Annotated in this window: 13 protein-coding genes, 2 pseudogenes and 1 riboswitch; of the genes and pseudogenes, 3 read left to right on the forward strand and 12 right to left on the reverse strand. The window is 44.0% G+C overall.

From position 1 onward, the window contains the following. Positions 1–116: 116 nt before the first annotated feature. From thiM to AB6E78_RS11800, 11 genes and pseudogenes are all read right to left on the reverse strand, one after another. On the reverse strand, positions 117–902 hold the full coding sequence (gene thiM / locus AB6E78_RS11750) for a hydroxyethylthiazole kinase (protein ID WP_017064406.1): 786 nt from the start codon (positions 900–902) through the stop codon (positions 117–119). Positions 903–931: 29 nt separating this feature from the next. Then, a complete protein-coding gene (tenA, locus tag AB6E78_RS11755; RefSeq protein WP_372133608.1) occupies positions 932–1,612 on the reverse strand; it encodes a thiaminase II in 681 nt (226 codons plus the stop codon). 8 nt (positions 1,613–1,620) lie between these two features. Then, positions 1,621–2,577 carry an ABC transporter substrate-binding protein gene (locus AB6E78_RS11760; protein WP_372133610.1) on the reverse strand — a complete coding sequence of 319 codons (957 nt, stop codon included), beginning with the start codon at positions 2,575–2,577 and terminating at the stop codon, positions 1,621–1,623. Between the two features lie 46 nt (positions 2,578–2,623). Continuing rightward, positions 2,624–3,358, reverse strand: a pseudogene (locus AB6E78_RS11765) (ABC transporter permease); the annotation flags it as partial. Positions 3,359–3,431: 73 nt separating this feature from the next. Then, positions 3,432–4,190 carry an ABC transporter ATP-binding protein gene (locus tag AB6E78_RS11770; RefSeq protein ID WP_372133612.1) on the reverse strand — a complete coding sequence of 253 codons (759 nt, stop codon included), beginning with the start codon at positions 4,188–4,190 and terminating at the stop codon, positions 3,432–3,434. Beyond that, positions 4,180–5,073 carry a bifunctional hydroxymethylpyrimidine kinase/phosphomethylpyrimidine kinase gene (gene thiD, locus AB6E78_RS11775; protein WP_372133614.1) on the reverse strand — a complete coding sequence of 298 codons (894 nt, stop codon included), beginning with the start codon at positions 5,071–5,073 and terminating at the stop codon, positions 4,180–4,182. The genes AB6E78_RS11770 and thiD overlap by 11 nt, the downstream gene beginning before the upstream one ends. 96 nt (positions 5,074–5,169) lie before the next feature. Next, positions 5,170–5,281: riboswitch (TPP riboswitch) on the reverse strand. A 98-nt stretch (positions 5,282–5,379) separates the two neighbouring features. Beyond that, complete coding sequence (locus tag AB6E78_RS11780) at positions 5,380–6,297, reverse strand: DMT family transporter (protein WP_372133616.1); 918 nt, start codon at positions 6,295–6,297, stop codon at positions 5,380–5,382. 85 nt (positions 6,298–6,382) lie between these two features. Next, positions 6,383–7,111, reverse strand: a complete 729-nt coding sequence (locus AB6E78_RS11785) for a helix-turn-helix domain-containing protein (protein WP_372133618.1) — start codon at positions 7,109–7,111, stop codon at positions 6,383–6,385. A 174-nt stretch (positions 7,112–7,285) separates the two neighbouring features. Beyond that, positions 7,286–8,311 carry a DUF4382 domain-containing protein gene (locus AB6E78_RS11790; protein ID WP_372133620.1) on the reverse strand — a complete coding sequence of 342 codons (1,026 nt, stop codon included), beginning with the start codon at positions 8,309–8,311 and terminating at the stop codon, positions 7,286–7,288. Between the two features lie 422 nt (positions 8,312–8,733). Then, a complete protein-coding gene (locus AB6E78_RS11795) occupies positions 8,734–8,985 on the reverse strand; it encodes a DUF2999 family protein (protein ID WP_009844829.1) in 252 nt (83 codons plus the stop codon). A gap of 130 nt (positions 8,986–9,115) precedes the next feature. Beyond that, positions 9,116–10,213, reverse strand: coding sequence for an ElyC/SanA/YdcF family protein (locus AB6E78_RS11800; protein ID WP_372133622.1), 1,098 nt, complete (start codon positions 10,211–10,213; stop codon positions 9,116–9,118). Between the two features lie 483 nt (positions 10,214–10,696). Between AB6E78_RS11800 and AB6E78_RS11805 the strand changes: the two genes are divergently transcribed. The 3 genes and pseudogenes from AB6E78_RS11805 to AB6E78_RS11815 all read left to right on the forward strand — a co-directional run bounded on the left by AB6E78_RS11805 (position 10,697) and on the right by AB6E78_RS11815 (position 15,208). After that, positions 10,697–11,371: a glutathione S-transferase family protein gene (locus AB6E78_RS11805; RefSeq protein ID WP_372133624.1), complete on the forward strand. Its 675-nt coding sequence runs from the start codon at positions 10,697–10,699 to the stop codon at positions 11,369–11,371. A gap of 293 nt (positions 11,372–11,664) precedes the next feature. Then, positions 11,665–11,895, forward strand: a pseudogene (locus AB6E78_RS11810) (transcriptional regulator); the annotation flags it as partial. Positions 11,896–11,914: 19 nt separating this feature from the next. After that, positions 11,915–15,208 (forward strand): COR domain-containing protein, encoded by a 3,294-nt coding sequence (locus AB6E78_RS11815; RefSeq protein WP_372133626.1) that lies wholly within the window; start codon positions 11,915–11,917, stop codon positions 15,206–15,208. Between the two features lie 38 nt (positions 15,209–15,246). Here the strand turns inward: AB6E78_RS11815 and AB6E78_RS11820 are convergent. Next, on the reverse strand, positions 15,247–15,927 hold a 681-nt coding region (locus tag AB6E78_RS11820; RefSeq protein WP_372133628.1), incomplete at its 5' end, for a hypothetical protein.

Consider the following 15,927-nt stretch of genomic DNA (forward strand, 5'->3'; position numbering starts at 1 on the left):
GTCTATACACAGCTGACACAGTTCCAAACCAGTAATAAAAAGCCCCCTACACATAAGTGTCGGGGGCTTTTTTAAGTTAATCTAACTCTAACTTGTGGCTTAGAGTTAGATTAGCCCTACTGAATCTTCAAGCGTTGAATCAGAGTCTCTTCGTCTAACTGATACAACTCATCAAGCAAGTTAATTTGCAAGCTACCTGGGCCGCGAGAGTTTTCAGCCGCGATTTCACCAACCACGCCTAATACCGCTGCTGCAGCTAAACCACTATCATCACCAACAGCCGCGAAAGCACCCGTCAATGCAGTTAAAGTACACCCCATACCCGTCACATACGGCATCATTTGGTGTCCATTGTTTAACGTCACCACGCTGTCTTTGGTGACAACGTAATCTGTCTCACCAGATATCACCACATTTGCACCGTATTCAGCCACTAAGCACTGTGCAGCACCTAACGCAGCATCACTGCTATCAAGCGCATCAACGCCTTTGCTCTGCGCTTGTTCGCCCGCTAACGCGATAATCTCAGACGCGTTACCACGAATGATCAACTTATCGGCTAAGCGTGCAATTTCACGAGAAGTCTCGGTACGCAACGTACTTGCCCCACAACCCACAGGGTCAAGAACCACAACCTTGTTGTTCGCGTTCGCTTGCTCAACAGCAAAACACATTCTTGGCGTCCAAACACTGTCGAGCGTGCCGATGTTAATCACCAAAGCACCAGAGAAAGACATCATCTCTGCCAGTTCTTGTTGCGAGTGCGCCATAATAGGCGAAGCGCCAATCGCCAATAACGCGTTGGCCGTGTTGTTCATCACTACATAGTTAGTGATGTTCACAACCAGTGGTTTTTGCTCTCGTACTGCGCGTAGCGATTGAATAATTTGTTCAGTAAGCATGGGTAAATCCTTATTCGTGAAAGTCGCTTTTAAGCCGCTGTTGAATCATCAAGAGCGTTCAGCCCTTGCTGCCAAAAAGCCACTTCCATACGCGTTGCCGTTTTGAAGATATGAACGATGTTCTGACCGCGCTCGCTGTTGATATCAATTTCAGCAAGCAGCTGGTTGAAGTATTCCGCGCCCGTTGCCACGCCAGATTGGAACTCTTCTCCGCCGTATAGTTGCAGCCAGCTTGCGTACGAGTTGCCTTCTAATACAGTATCACTGCTTTCTAACAGCGCTTTACCAATCACGGCATAACCGATTGAACACGGAGCCAGTGCCGCATATAAGTCGACAAGATCACCCGTCATACCCGTATCTAGAACGTAGCGCGTGTAGGCAACAGTGCCGAAATCTTCAGGTTCGTTTTCTAAATCCGATTCGGTTAAACCCCACTGACCACAGTAAGTCACATGGTGAGAGATTTCAGAATCTAGCAACGCATGAACACTTGGCAGTGCACGACGCATATCAGCCAAGGTTTTAGCCTTGTAAATTGCCAACGCATAAGCGCGAGCATATTGCTTCAAGAACAGAAAATCTTGTTTCAAATAATGCAGGAAACACGGCTGAGCGAGTGTGCCGTTTGCCAGCGTTTTAACAAAATCATGCTCAGTGTAGTCTTGCCAATCTTGTTGACAGGCTTGGATTAAGTCTTGGTATTTCATGAGATTCCTTAGTCAAAAGTCGGTACGTAGTCAGCGGCTTTTGGTAGTGATTTGATAATGCCTTTGTCGAACATGAACTGTGCATAATCGTCGTAACGCTTTAGGTCTACAGCAGAAGGACGAAGTGCAAAACGAGTCAGCGTGTCGTTCCATGCGCGTTGGTTAAGTTCATTGTTCAACGTATATGGTGAATACGCGACAAACTCGCTCCATGACTCTTGTGGGTGGTTCACGATGTAAGTTGTTGCTTGTTCCAATGCTTTGTTGAACGCTTTGATCGCTTCATCGTCGCGCTGCTTTGCGTTCGCAACAAAGATAAGCTCATCGTAAGCTGGCACACCGTGCTCTTCTGGGAAAAACGCTTTTGCTTTAAAGCCCTCAAGGGCTAGCTGGTTAGTTTCAAAATTACGTAAGCCACCCCAGATTGCATCTACCTTGCCTGATGCCAATGAAGACGACAGTGCCCAACCGACATTGATGGTTTGCACGTCTGTAAACGCAACATTTTCTTGCGCTAACATAGTGCCGATAGTCGCTTCTTCGTTTCCTGCGATCGCAATACCGATCTTCTTGCCTTTCAGGTCCGCTAGCGAATCGTTCTTGCCGTTATCCAGTACCATTAGTGTGTTTAGTGGCGTCGCGATAAGGGTTGATGCACGAACCAAAGGAAGACCCGCCGCTACATCCATGGTTAAACTTGGTTGGTAAGTTACCGCTAAATCGACCTTACCTGCCGCAACCAATTTTGCTGGCGTGCTTGGGTCAGCTGGTTCTTGGATTTCAACCTCTAGGCCTTGGTCAGCAAAATAGCCACGCTCTTGAGCAATCACAATTGGGCCGTGGTTCGGGTTCACAAACCAATCCAACATCAGCGTCAGTTTCTTCTGTTCAGAGTCCGCTAGAGCATGACCTGAAACCAATGAAGCAAGCAGTGCCACTGCACCTATCAATTTTGTATTTTTCACGGTTAACCTTTCCTTTTGAATATTATTCTTATGTTGAGCGAAGCCATCATTGGTTTTCCCAAGGGATAGCTTTTTTGAGTAATTTATCTGTAACGAAGTAGAGCGAGATAGACAGCACCGCCAAGATGAACAAGGCAGCAAACATCTCATCAATGATCATGCGTGCGTTGGCTTGCAGCATTAGGTAACCCAGCCCTTCACTCGAACCAACCCACTCCCCGACGACTGCGCCAATTGGAGCAATCACCACAGCGACACGAATGCCAGACGCCAAAGTTGGCAGCGCAGCAGGCAGTTGGATATAACGCAACAATTGCCATTTCGATGCACCCATGGTCTTAGCAAGATCAAGATAGCCCGTCGGAGTATTTCGCAGGCCGTCGTAGCAACAGGTAGTTACAGGGAAGAAGATAATGATCGCCGCCATCACCACTTTTGAGGCGATGCCATAACCAAGCCACAGCATCAATACTGGCGCGATCGCAAATACAGGGATAGCTTGGCTGGCAATTAAGATAGGCAATAACCAACGTTTTAACGGATCAAACATCAACATCTGCAGAGCGAAAAATAGCCCCATAGACAATCCGAGTAACAAGCCAAGTAGGACCTCTTGCGCAGTCACCCATGTGTGTTTGAGTAACACATCGTAACGTTCAATCAGCTTTAAAAAGACTTCTGCAGGCGCTGGCAAAATGAAGCTCGGCATCTCGAAGACAACCACAACTAACTGCCATAAACCGAGAATCACAGCACTGCTGATAAGCAAACGAACAACAGGATTCATCTGACGAGGGCGTGCAGTGGTAGTCTGTGCGTTAGTTGAATGAGCCACAGTTTCGCTTCGCGTTAGATCATTCATAATCACGCTCCAACTGATCTAAGATCGCTTGTTGTAACTCAGCACATTCACCATCTAACACTCTTGGTGTGGCAGTGAGAGGCACAGATAAAGACTGAGCGTTCGCCGGTGTGCCTTGCAACACATACAAATTGTCCGCCAAACGCACCGCTTCTTGTGGGTCATGGGTGATCAACACAACGGTTTTATCTCTCAACAGCTCACACGCTAAGCTCTGTAGTTTGTGTCTCGTTACCGCATCCAGCGCAGAGAACGGCTCATCCATCAGCACCACTGGCTTGTCTTGCATTAAAGTTCGAGCCAAAGCGACACGTTGACGCATACCACCAGACAACTGATCCGGCATCGCATTCGCATAATCAGCCAAACCAACCGCAGCGAGCAACTCGAGTGCTTGATTGGTTTGTAGTGCTTTATCAGAAGCTAGATTTTGAAAGCGATGACTCAGGCAAACATTGTCGATGACCGATAGCCACGGCAGTAACAAATCCTGCTGCGCCATGTAAGCGATGCGATCCGTTAAAGGCAATTCATCGGACGTTGCCAATGTGCCCTGCCACTCCACCTTATCGTCCAGCAAGCCTGCCAGATAACGCAATACCGTGGTTTTTCCGCAACCACTTCGACCCAGCAATACCGTCCACTTACCTGCGTTTAAGCTAAGCGACAACCCAGACAAGGTCGCGTACTCGCTGTCTCGGTAACGTAACGTCGCGTTGCTGAGTTGAACGCCAACCGTATTAACGGACATTACCGTGTCCAGCGAAGAAGTGATTTACCGGGCCATGACCTTGACCAACTTGCAACTCATCAGCATGAGCAATCGCGCGAGAAATGTATTGTTTGCCTAGGTCAACAGCTTCTGCCAGCGTGTTGCCCTGAGCCAAGAAAGAAGCAATGGCAGATGAAAGCGTACAGCCCGTGCCGTGGGTGTTTTTAGTCGGGAAACGCTTCGCGCTAATCAAGGCAGACGTCGTAGGGAGAATCAGTAGATCGTTACTGTTTTCATCTTTCTCTAAATGACCGCCTTTGAGAAGAACGGCTTTAGCACCTAGTGCGCGTAAATCTTCAATCATGCCCTGCATTTCAGCTTCGCTTCCAGGTACCGGCTTGCCTGTTAGCGCGGCGCCTTCTGGCAAGTTAGGCGTAATGATGTCTGCGAGTGGAATCAGCTCTTGCTTTAGCGTGGTGATAGCCGAGTTTTCTAACAGCAGATCACCACTTGTCGCGACCATCACAGGGTCAATCACTAAGTGTTTAGGTTGGTATTGTTTGATTTTGTCCGCGACGACTTTGATGATTTGCGAATCGGCCAACATGCCGACTTTCACAGCTACGATATTCAGATCAGTGAAAACCGCATCTAACTGGCTAGCGACATGGTCGAGTGGAATAGGAAAAATGGCGGAAACGCCTTGCGTGTTCTGGGAAGTGATCGCGGTAATTACCGAACAAGCAAAACTACCTGTAGCAGACATGGCTTTAATATCAGCTTGAATACCGGCACCGCCACCACTGTCTGAGCCTGCGATCGTCAATACAATCGGAGTGTTCGTTCGAATCGAATCATCAGCAGAGTGCTGTGAAGCTGAGGCTTTTGGCGTTAAATCTTTTGAAATAGAACTGTGTGTCATTGTCGCTCCTACTATCTTACAAGACGTAGGAGAACGAACACTGATCGAAGGAGAAGTCGCATTAGGCTCATGAAAGTTTTCATGTGTGCAGACGTAGATCGAGTGCTTATAGTTCCCTACGCCAGTGTTAACTGAATCAGGTTCAACGGGTCTCGATTAACGATCTCAGCAAACACCAAATAAGGTATATGCCCCCCGACTATTGATAGCGATAGTAACAGCACTCTCACAACTGAGGTACTGATTTTATTCAATTATAAGAATTACGCATGAATAAATTTCAATTAGGCACAACAAAACAAATACTTATAGCGTTCCTTTAGATGGCTTCGACTGTATCAACAAGCACAGCACAATCAGAAACATACCTAACCAACCTATAAAAGGAATCAGCTCACCGACAACGCAGACGGCAAGCACCGCTGCGACTACTGGTTCAAACAGAGTCAGCAGATTGGCACTGCTCGCGGTCACGTGGCGTAAACCAAAACTGAACGCGATATAGCCCAAGCATTGTGGAATTAACGTCAAATAACTCACCACCAATATATTGGTATTCGATGCGAACAAGTTATCCCCCGTAAACCAGAGCGTTGGCAGCAACAGCATCGCACCAAGGCCAAAAATACTGCCCATCGCCGCTTGAGACTCAATGTCCTTGTCTATCAGTGCTTTTGTCGCCCAAGAATAAATGGCGTAACACAACCCAGCGAGCAAACCTAAAGCAATACCCAACAGCTTGAGATCATCACCTGACTCATTCGTAGATGAAGATTCTGAAAACACCAACAACCCAATACCCACCACACCAATCGCAAAGCTAGTGAGCCAACGTTTGTTGATATTATTCTTTTTGCTAATCAGACACTCTAACAATGCCGAAAAGAAAGGTGCGGTTGCAATCGAAACCACGGTACCAATCGCCACGCCTGATAATTTCATTGAAGAATAGAAAGCTAAAGGATAGACCGCCAAAGCCAACGCGCTCACTGCCAACAGCCTCTTGTTCTGCAAAAGTTTGTCGAAAGCGAATAGGATTTTTCGATACGCCAAGCCCGCTTGCATTAGGCCACCGACGCCCATAGAAAAAGCACCAATTGCTAATGGGCTTAGATCAGGAGCGAAACTTGCGGCGGTGCCTGTCGTGCCCCATAAAATAGAAGCAAACAAGATGGCTAAAGTGCCCGTTTGGAATTCGTTAACGCGATTGATGGCAAGATTCATTTCTATTACCCAATTTTCAGTTCTGAAATAGATAATAGTGAAGATTGATAAAAGTTAGTTTGCCGAAAGGACGCTATTGTTGTTTCTAAAGACTGTCTTTCATTGAGCCTAGAAACGCCCTTGGAGACATTCCAAAGTGCTGAGAGAAGCGACGACTGAAAGCAGAAACATCACTATAGCCCACATTTTCAGCAATCAATTGAACCGGTAAATCGGTATGAGTTAACAAGGCTTGGGCTTTCTCCATACGATAGCGAGTGATGTATTTAAGCGCACTGATGCCCAGGCACTCTTTGAAGCGTTTTTTAAATTGAGTGGGACTCAAACAGGCCGTTTCTGCAAGTTGTGAAATGGATAACGGTTGCGTGTAGTTATCCGCGATCAGCCTTTGTACCGCCCGGATTCGAGGGTCGATGCTCTTGCTCACTTGTTGTTGCTCTAACAGCAGTGAGAACACCTCCACGATTGATGACTCAATACCGCTATCGACCTGATATTCCAGCTGCTTCTCAACAAACAGCAAGAAGCTCATCAAAGGTGGCGTTATCGTGAAAACCGAGAGCTCATGCTCTAACAAGTGCTGCGGCAACTCCGCCATATCCGCGACAATAAACCGCGCTGCTTCATCCGCCTTAAACGCATGCGCGGTGGTTACTGGAATCACCACACATTCGCCCACGGCCACTTTGCCGACATACCCCGCCATCTCGATATTGATACTGCCTTGGATCGGCAATACCAATTGATGATGGTCATCATGAGCATGGGTATTAAATTGCTTGGTGTAAGATCGAATGCTTAAGCTAGATTTCATAATCAACGTCAGAGTACATTTCGCTAAGTTAGAGTAAGAGATACAAAGTTACATTATCACTTCCCTAGAGTCACACTCAATGCGCATCAAATTCATGCTAGCTAGGTGACATGATCAAAAACGGCCTCCAAATAAGAGGCCGTTTTGATTCGAATGCTAAATCACGTCAAAGATTTAAAACGATATTTGGTTATCCTGACCAACCACTACCTGAACACTATTTTGAACATCATAGATTTCAAAGCCATCAGCAACCGGATCTGCATTATCTTCATCACTGTCATGCTGCGCAGTACAGGTATAACCCAATGAGTAAGTACCTGGGTCAATGAAGCCCAGAGAGAACTCATAGTTAGTCTGTGCTTCATTCATTGCCACTGACGCTGAAGTGATCGGTTTCACTTCATCATTGCCGCCAATCGGAGCCATGTCAGCTTGTTCAACATTACCTTCATACAAGTACACCGACTGAACGAATGTATTGTCACCACCGTTACAAGTGTCATAGGTAGAAAGAGCAACAGTGCCTTCAATGCTTCCTGTCTCAACCGTATTGATAAGGCTTACAGACGTTCTTTGAATAGTGTAATCAGGGAAAGTCGAACTGTTCTTTAGGCCACGTCGAAGATCGAACTCGACAACAAAATCGTTACTTTGTTGGTTCACATTAAATGAGTTATTAAAGTAAAGTACGCCAGCGTTATCTTCTTTACCCACGCCTTGCGGGCACGCGCCTTCACCTTTCACTGTTAACTCACGAGTCATATCATCGTTTTCTATCACGTAAGATGGATCTGTTGGATGATCGCCGTCATTTGCGAACACACACAACTTATAACTGCCTACCGGAATGACCTCATTTTCAATCAAAGGAAGCGCCTCGCTACCTTGGTAATCCAACAAATTCACACTTAATGGAATCGGATCCTCACCATCTGGCAATGGATCGCCATTTTCATCAACGTAATCGCCGTTTTCGTCCGTTTTATACACATCATAAATCAGTGGTGAACCTCCCCCTTGAGGAAGTAAAGCGACCTTACTGAATGTCACGGTGACGTCTTTAACATCATCAATGGGCGCATCACTCACGCTCAAGGTAATGGGTGTCGTGCTGCTTGATGAACCTGAATCACCGCCACAACCAACAAGCCCAGCCAGCACAAGGCTCGCTAAAGCGGTTTCCTTTAAATACTTCATAACTCATTTCCTATAAATCACTGCTCAATAAAGGGCTTAGTTTGTTGCCCTCTTATTCTTTTCCTTAATGTGACTCATAGATAAACCGCGCTTATGGCCAAAATCGGTTAGCCCTATTATTTAGGGATTTCTTCATCCAAAAACTCTGTTCATCAAGGTGCACATATCAGGTCGCACATAGGTTAATTAAGTCTAGTAAGTAAATTGTCAGTAGTCGCACGTATTTGGCAAGGTTGCTGTCAATTGTGTTGGAATGGTCGATATGTATAGGGTCAGAGAGGATGATTGAAAGCACTCAAATCAAAATCAAAAATCGCCACCAAGATCAAAAAAGGCCGTTAAGACAGCCTGTTGCTGAACTTAAACGACCTTTTTATTGAATGTGGATTAAGCTAATTCGATATTAGCTCATTCAAATTCACTTATTTTTGAAGTTGCTCTTTAGCCGCTTCAACCTTAGAAAAATCTAGGCCAAGCTCTTCAACTGCTTCTTTGATTAGCGCAGGATTTTGCATTACCTGACCCATCAGCATTTGAAGCTTATCTTGTGGTAAACCAAGTTGGCTGATTGTCGCCATTGCTGCAAGAGGGTTCTCTGTCAACGTCTTGAATATCTCGCTGATCTGCTCGTCGCTGATATTGTTCTCTTTCAACATTGCTAAAATCGGGTTCATTTTTTTGCCTTTGAAACACTAAATTAAATAGGAGCACAGCATACCATCTAGCTGTGCTCGATTGTACTAGCAAGTGACGCTTTGGTTTAACACGAACTGTGCTTTTCCCAAACGCAAATAATGCTTGGGCTTAGCGAGACTCTAATGGGTAAGAGCGGTAGCTCCACATACCATACGTTCTCAGTGCGTCACGGTAGATGCCTAGAAGCTCACCACTGCTCGCTTTCTTAAGATCTTCTAGCGGCTTATCTGGGTAAGAAACCGTATCAAATGTGATGCCCTGAGGGCCCGTTTGCCAGCTCGCGATCTCAAACAGAGTTTGACCACGACGAACATGGCTTGCCGAGCTAATAATAGTCGCATGCTTAATATCATGACGAGCAAGCGCATAGCTACTGAACAAGGCATTACCTACCGTGCTGGTCGCGTAGTTCTCTTCAATGATGCGGTCTTTGCTTACCCCTTTTGAGATAAGCCAATCCGCCATTAACTTGCCTTCTGTCTTATGGTTCTTAGGTACACCGCCGGTTAACACGATCATCGCGTCTGGGTTCGCTTTCGACATTGCTAATGTCGTTTCAAGACGTTCAATCAAGATCTCATGCATAGAGCCATCTGGATTAAGCGCATAGCCCAAAGTAACAATGGCACCGTGGTCGCTCAACAATCCCTTATCCGCAGACTCTTTAAGAGATGTTTCTAACACGCGGTCGACCGTTGCAAAAATACGTTTGATATCTTCTGCTTTACCTTTATTCAGGCTTTCCAGCTTCTCCATGTGCTTATTCGATTCACTTTCATTGCCTTCAAATCGCTGCCAAACCGCTAGATACGCATGAAGGTCGACATCGTCTGGCGCAACCGTCAGTGCTTGTTCAAACAGCTCAATCGCGCGCTCTGCATTCTTGTTGTAGATCTGAGCGTTCGCTGCCGAGATCAGCAAGTCAGTACGGTAAGGTTCTAACTGGTAAGCTTCTAACAATCGGTTGGTCACAATTTCCATGTTACTTGGCATTTTAGCCGTGAAGCCCGCGTGTGAAATTCTTGCCGGAGACTTAAACGCCTGCAACGCATCAAGAAGTAGTTGGTCGACAACTTGTCGCTTAGTCACCAACTGCGCGTAATCCGCAGAAGCCTGTACAGCGCCATCGTTAGCAGCAAAAGAGTAAGGTGTTGCGCCAAAAGCGAGCATGCCACCAAGAGCGAGGGCGATAATGTTCTTTTTCATGGAAAGATCCTGTGTCGTTAAGTGTTCACATCAGATTTGCTCACCAATGTAAGCCGCCAAGATTAAAAAACCGTGAACCAAGCCTTACTCTCCAAGGTTTATATTTATTTGTTGCATAAGGTGTGGCTGCAGATCACGATTTTATGCGCCAGAGTAAGCTCAAATATCCAGATAGCTTCGAGTTATCGTAGCTCCCTTGATATCTTTGGAATATTTAACTTCGAATCCCACCTGCCTATTCTATCTAAATCCGTAAGTTTCGAAGCTCAATATCAAACCTAAATGTACATTTTATGTTCATAATTTCAGCAACTTAAAACGCTATCTCTCTACAAGTCGACGCTCATTCACGTTTGCTCAACCAAGTTCAAAAAGCACAGAGTGTGATATCAAATCCGTCAATTCACAGAAAATTCAAAAATCAATCATTGAACGATCGTTCAAGTGGTGCTTTAATAAATGACCAATACAAGGAGTTACCCCATGCTTAAGTTCTATTTTCACCAAACACCAAACCCAATGAAGATCGCTCTGTTTTTGGAAGAGACAGGCCTAGATTTTGAACTTGTTCCTGTCGATACCTTAAAGGGTGAGCAGCATTCACCGGAATATCGTTTGATCAATCCAAATGGCAAAACGCCTGCGATTGAAGACGAAGGACAACGTGTATTCGACTCTAACGCTATCCTGCTGTACCTATCTGAGAAAACAGGCAAGCTAGCTGGTCAGCCAGAAGACAGAGCTGAACTATTATCTTGGATGATGTTTATCGCCAGCGGACTTGGTCCATACTCTGGCCAATCAGTACACTTCCGTCATGCTGCGCCAGCAGGCTTAGATTACGCGGTAAACCGTTATCTACGCGAAGCGCAACGTCACTACGAAGTGTTAGAGAAACATATGGAAGGTCGTGAATTTATCGTCGGAAATGAGTACACCATTGTCGATGTCGCTGCATGGGGTTGGATTGATAAAGCACCTTTCGTGCTTGGTGAAGAAGGCCTAGAACCTTACCCGAACTTAAAGCGTTGGTTTAACGCCATCAACACTCGCCCTGCTGCACTGCGTGCTCGCGAAATCGGCAAAGACGTTGAATTTAAAACCGAACGTGATGAAGAAGCGAAACGAGCACTGTTTCCTTCGAATTATGCGAAGTAGAAGTAGTAGAGTCTGACAATGAGGCCCAGTAGCAATCTGCTGGGCCACTTTTCTCTATTTCCCTCTCAAGTTAAACTCAAACTACACCTCTCCGCCTTCATTCAACATCCTCTACCTTGATTCAGTGACACCAACTAACCTATTTTGTAAGTGTTCTCAAAGCCATAAGTAACTGTTACAAATCATGAAATACGGTTTTAGGGCTACTTGATATGAGATCATAATGATACTCTATATATCATTAAATATTTCATAGGCTTTGAAACGAGCCTTTAAGTCAATCTAAGCGTGGTTTGTATATGATGAGCATCGAGCACGATGGAACTACATTCATTGTCGACAAAGAAGTTCGCCAAGCTGTAAGCAGCACGTACCCAGTAGGTATGGATGGGGTGTTGTCTCTAAACGACATTCAGCGCCTACCAGTTAAGAAACTAGCGATCAGCTTTAACGGCTCGACCCTAACACTAGCAGAAGATGTGAGAATTGTAGGTAGAGTGGCGTTAGTGATGGAGAAGAAGTGATGGAAAAGTTAACTAACTTATGTCAGAGCTTAGCGAAAACACATTAGAGCTCTTGCAAAAGTTTATTATTAATAAGTTTGATTCTGATTTTTCAATTGAACACAATAATAATATCGATTTCTCATTACTCAACACTATAGAAAACTTAATAGAGACTCAGTATTACGGTAGCCCGAATATAGCCGTTATCAACAATAAGCTTATCTCTGTCCAAAGCTATGATTCCTTAAATCACGCGTTTACTGACATAGATATACTTTGGCTTGAGCAAAATAACCTTCTACCTCACTTTATCCACGTTGGTTGCTGGTTTAACAACTGGACCCTTTTAGGAAAATTTAACAACTTAATATCTATTAGAGCTGCTTTCAATGAGCCACCTGCTAATCCAGCCGAATCTGGCCACAACCCATTCCCTTTGCTTCAAGAACTATTCGTCAAAAGAAATTTTAACGCAGTGCTTCTGGGCTTGTCAGACTCTGTTAATACGATTGAAAAAGTTGTTTTTGAAGCCGGTTCAGATAAAATCATCAACGTAGCTTCTATAAATAGTCTTGTGTCACTACAGGATCTAGATATTAAGTCCTCTCAGGTTGACGAGTTAAGCCGTCTAGAATGTAAGCACTTAAATACACTCATACTCAACCAACCAATCAACTTAAATGAACTCGAAATGTGTCCGAACATTGCGTTGTTAATCGGTGATGTTGATACTTCAACCCCACAAACAAAAGGACCATCGCTTAGAGTCCTTTCGTCAAATCTTAGTTCAAGAAAAACATTTTCACTAACGAATATAGACACTCAATGTCTTGAAACATTGTATTTAAGCTCTTCTCCATCAATCATGATTGAGCATCATATACCAACATTAAAACAGCTTCACATTCGGAAAAGCAGACAAGTATTTAGCTTTTCTATACTTGAATACCTGCCAAATTTGGTAAGCCTAGATTTACACGAACAAGACGTAGACACTAATTTAGCGCCAAACTGGAAGCACGAAAATATCACGTCATTAGGCCTACAAAGAACAAACGTTTCAGAGCTATCTTTTATTCGCTGTTTTACAAATCTCAAAAGACTTAATGCGAATTCCAATCAGATCACCAATATAGAACCGCTAATCTCATTGGAGCATTTAAATCACGTTAATGTTCAGGGTAACAATATCCTTGACGTACCTGTCGCTATAGCAGAAAGATTCCAGTTTCATAAAGAACTCTTAAGAGGAAGAAATGAAGATGAAGATAGGAAAATATCACTCGGACGAAATCCACTTATCTCCCCACCGATGGAAATCGTTGAGCGTGGCGCTGACGCGGTCAAACCTTATTTCGAGTCAATGGTCGGTGAAACCGAGGAATTAAATGAAGCGAAGATAGTTTTCCTTGGTAATGGGGAAGTTGGTAAGACATCACTAATGAAAGCCTTGAGTGGTGAAAAATTCAATTCTAAAGAGAAAATCACACACGGTATAAACATCAAAAAATATTGTGTTCCTATTAATGAACGATACTCGGTAGAAGCCACCATATGGGATTTTGGTGGCCAGCAAATCATGCACGCGACACACCAACTTTTCTTATCACGTCGCTGTGTTTACGTCCTTGTCATCAATGACCGCAAGGACGACTTACAACAAGACCAAAAAATTGAGTACTGGCTTCAACAAGTTCAAACCTATGGCGGTGATTCTAAAGTGATCATTGTTCGAAATAAACTGGACATGTGCGACGTTAATAACCTTCAGGAAGGCAAACTCAAAGAAAAATTCCCAAATCTGCTAAAAGTCGAAGGGGTTTCATGTGCGGATGGCACAGGTATTGAAAAGGTACGTAACCTAATAAACGCACAGGTAGCACAACTTCCAATGCGGAAAGTAAAGCTAGCAAGTAACTGGATTCAGGTTAAGAACGAAATCAAAGCTCTTTCTTATGAGCAAGACCACCTGCCACTGTCAGCTTTCACAGAAATTTGCTGTAAACATGGAATTAATAACAAAGAAGCTCAGACAACCTTACGTCATCTTCTACATGATTTGAGCGTAGTCATTGCGTTTGAGGAGCTCGCGGACTTCGATATGGGCATACTGAACCCGCATTGGATCACTGATGGTATATATACAATTATCAACTCAGACCTACTAGCCAGTAACAAAGGTTATATAAAGCTACCTGAAGCACAAGAAGAACTCGATCATATTTACCCTGGCAAATACGCTGGAAAAGCTCGTTTCATCGTAGAATCAATGATGCAATTTGAGCTTTGTCACCCAGTTGGCTCAGCAAAAAGTAAGACTTACTTGGTACCTAATCTATTGCCAACAGAGGTAAAAAGTAAGGAACTCAATTTTGGCTTAAACACCATACGCTTTATTTTTAAATACGAAAACTTGTTACCCCCGGCTCTCTTTCCTAAGCTTTTAGTCAGGCTAAGTAGCAACATCAGTGCGGATCGTCGTTGGCGAACTGGTGCAGTGCTTTCCGACTCATTACTTAATGTACAAGCTCTTATTGAAGAAGACAGTGTAGATAAAGTTATAAAAATTGTTGTGACTGGTGACCAAGCTAGAGATTTTTTTTCACACATTAGGCAAAGTGTCAGAAGCTTAAATGGTAGCAATTCCGAAAGACTCGGTGTTCAGGAACTGATTCCATTACCTCGCAGTAACGGTCATACAGTAAGCTACGGCGAATTAATCGGTCATGAATTAGATAACATTGCAGAATATTACAATGGCACTATTCGTGAAAGTTTCTCTGTAGCTACGTTACTGAGTGGGATAGAATCAAGGGAAGAAACAGATAGAGCTGTGAATAGGATTAAGAAGGATACGATTGTGAATGTGAATGTAAAAACGGGCGATAACATCATTAATAACACAAACACCAATAGTAATACTCAAGACCAAACACAAACAGCCATGCAATCACAACAAGTCAACATCAAAGTAGAGTTAAAAGGCCTTAAAGGTAGTGCAGAAAACCTATTAGAAGACTTGAGAGATGATGCACAAGATGACATCACAGACCTCAATGAACGTAAACGCTTCATTAGGGAATGTGACAAGGTTGAAAAAGCTTTAGGTATTGTTGAAGAAATTGAAACTGAAGACGAAGCTAATCAGAATCTAGGTAGCTTTGCTCGTATTAAAGATTTTCTTGAAAATTCTTTAGATAAGACAGGCAATATTGGGCAAACAATGGAGCTGTTGGGCAGTAACATTGGGAAAGTCCGTGATTTAGCAAAAAAGTATAATAAAGTTGCAGGATTTTTTGGTTTACCAAGCGTTCCGGAAGCTCTTCTATAATATTTCGACAAACTGAGCACAATTGATGGGGCGATCAATCACGCCCCTTCTAGTTCCATATTTACAACTTTAACTTTTCTAAACGACAGGTACTTGGTAAAACCAGTACTAATAATCGCTTTGCCATTAGCAGAAAATCCTACATGCCCAACGATAATAACGTCGGAACCATCCAACTCTGAAACTTCTGTCAATTTGAAGTTCTTCAACAACTGTTCTTTTAGTGAAAATGAAAGACTGACACTTGGCTCCTTCCTATAGTCGCCGTAATTCAGCCACAACGTTCCATTCTTATCGACGTTTAAGGTGTTAATCGTTCCCCAGAAGATGAACTCCTTACCAATATGCTCGCGACTTACTGAAGATATTGGTACCAAGAAGTCAGACAGCACTCCTTCAATAACTGCTCTACCACCATCTGTAACGATTTTGATGGTTTGCCCTCTTGCATAGTGAGGATTTCGGCAAAGGTTTGTTAGTAGAGCTCTTAGTGATTTATTTAAAGGAAAACCACTGCCATTACCCAAGCCTTTGGATTGCTTACTGCTTACGCGTGTTGATTCTTCGTCACCGTACAAACCATTGTCTTTGGAAACATAAAGAGAGTTAGCGCCGGTTTTATCCAAATCGACTTTTAAATCGGCGGTTGTTTCACCATCACCGTGGCTTTGTTGCGTAATTAAATTTAAAGATAGAACTACCCCGTTTCGCGTATTTCT

Source organism: Vibrio sp. 10N.247.310.98 (assembly GCF_041467395.1).
GTDB classification, from domain to species: Bacteria; Pseudomonadota; Gammaproteobacteria; order Enterobacterales; family Vibrionaceae; genus Vibrio; species Vibrio crassostreae_C.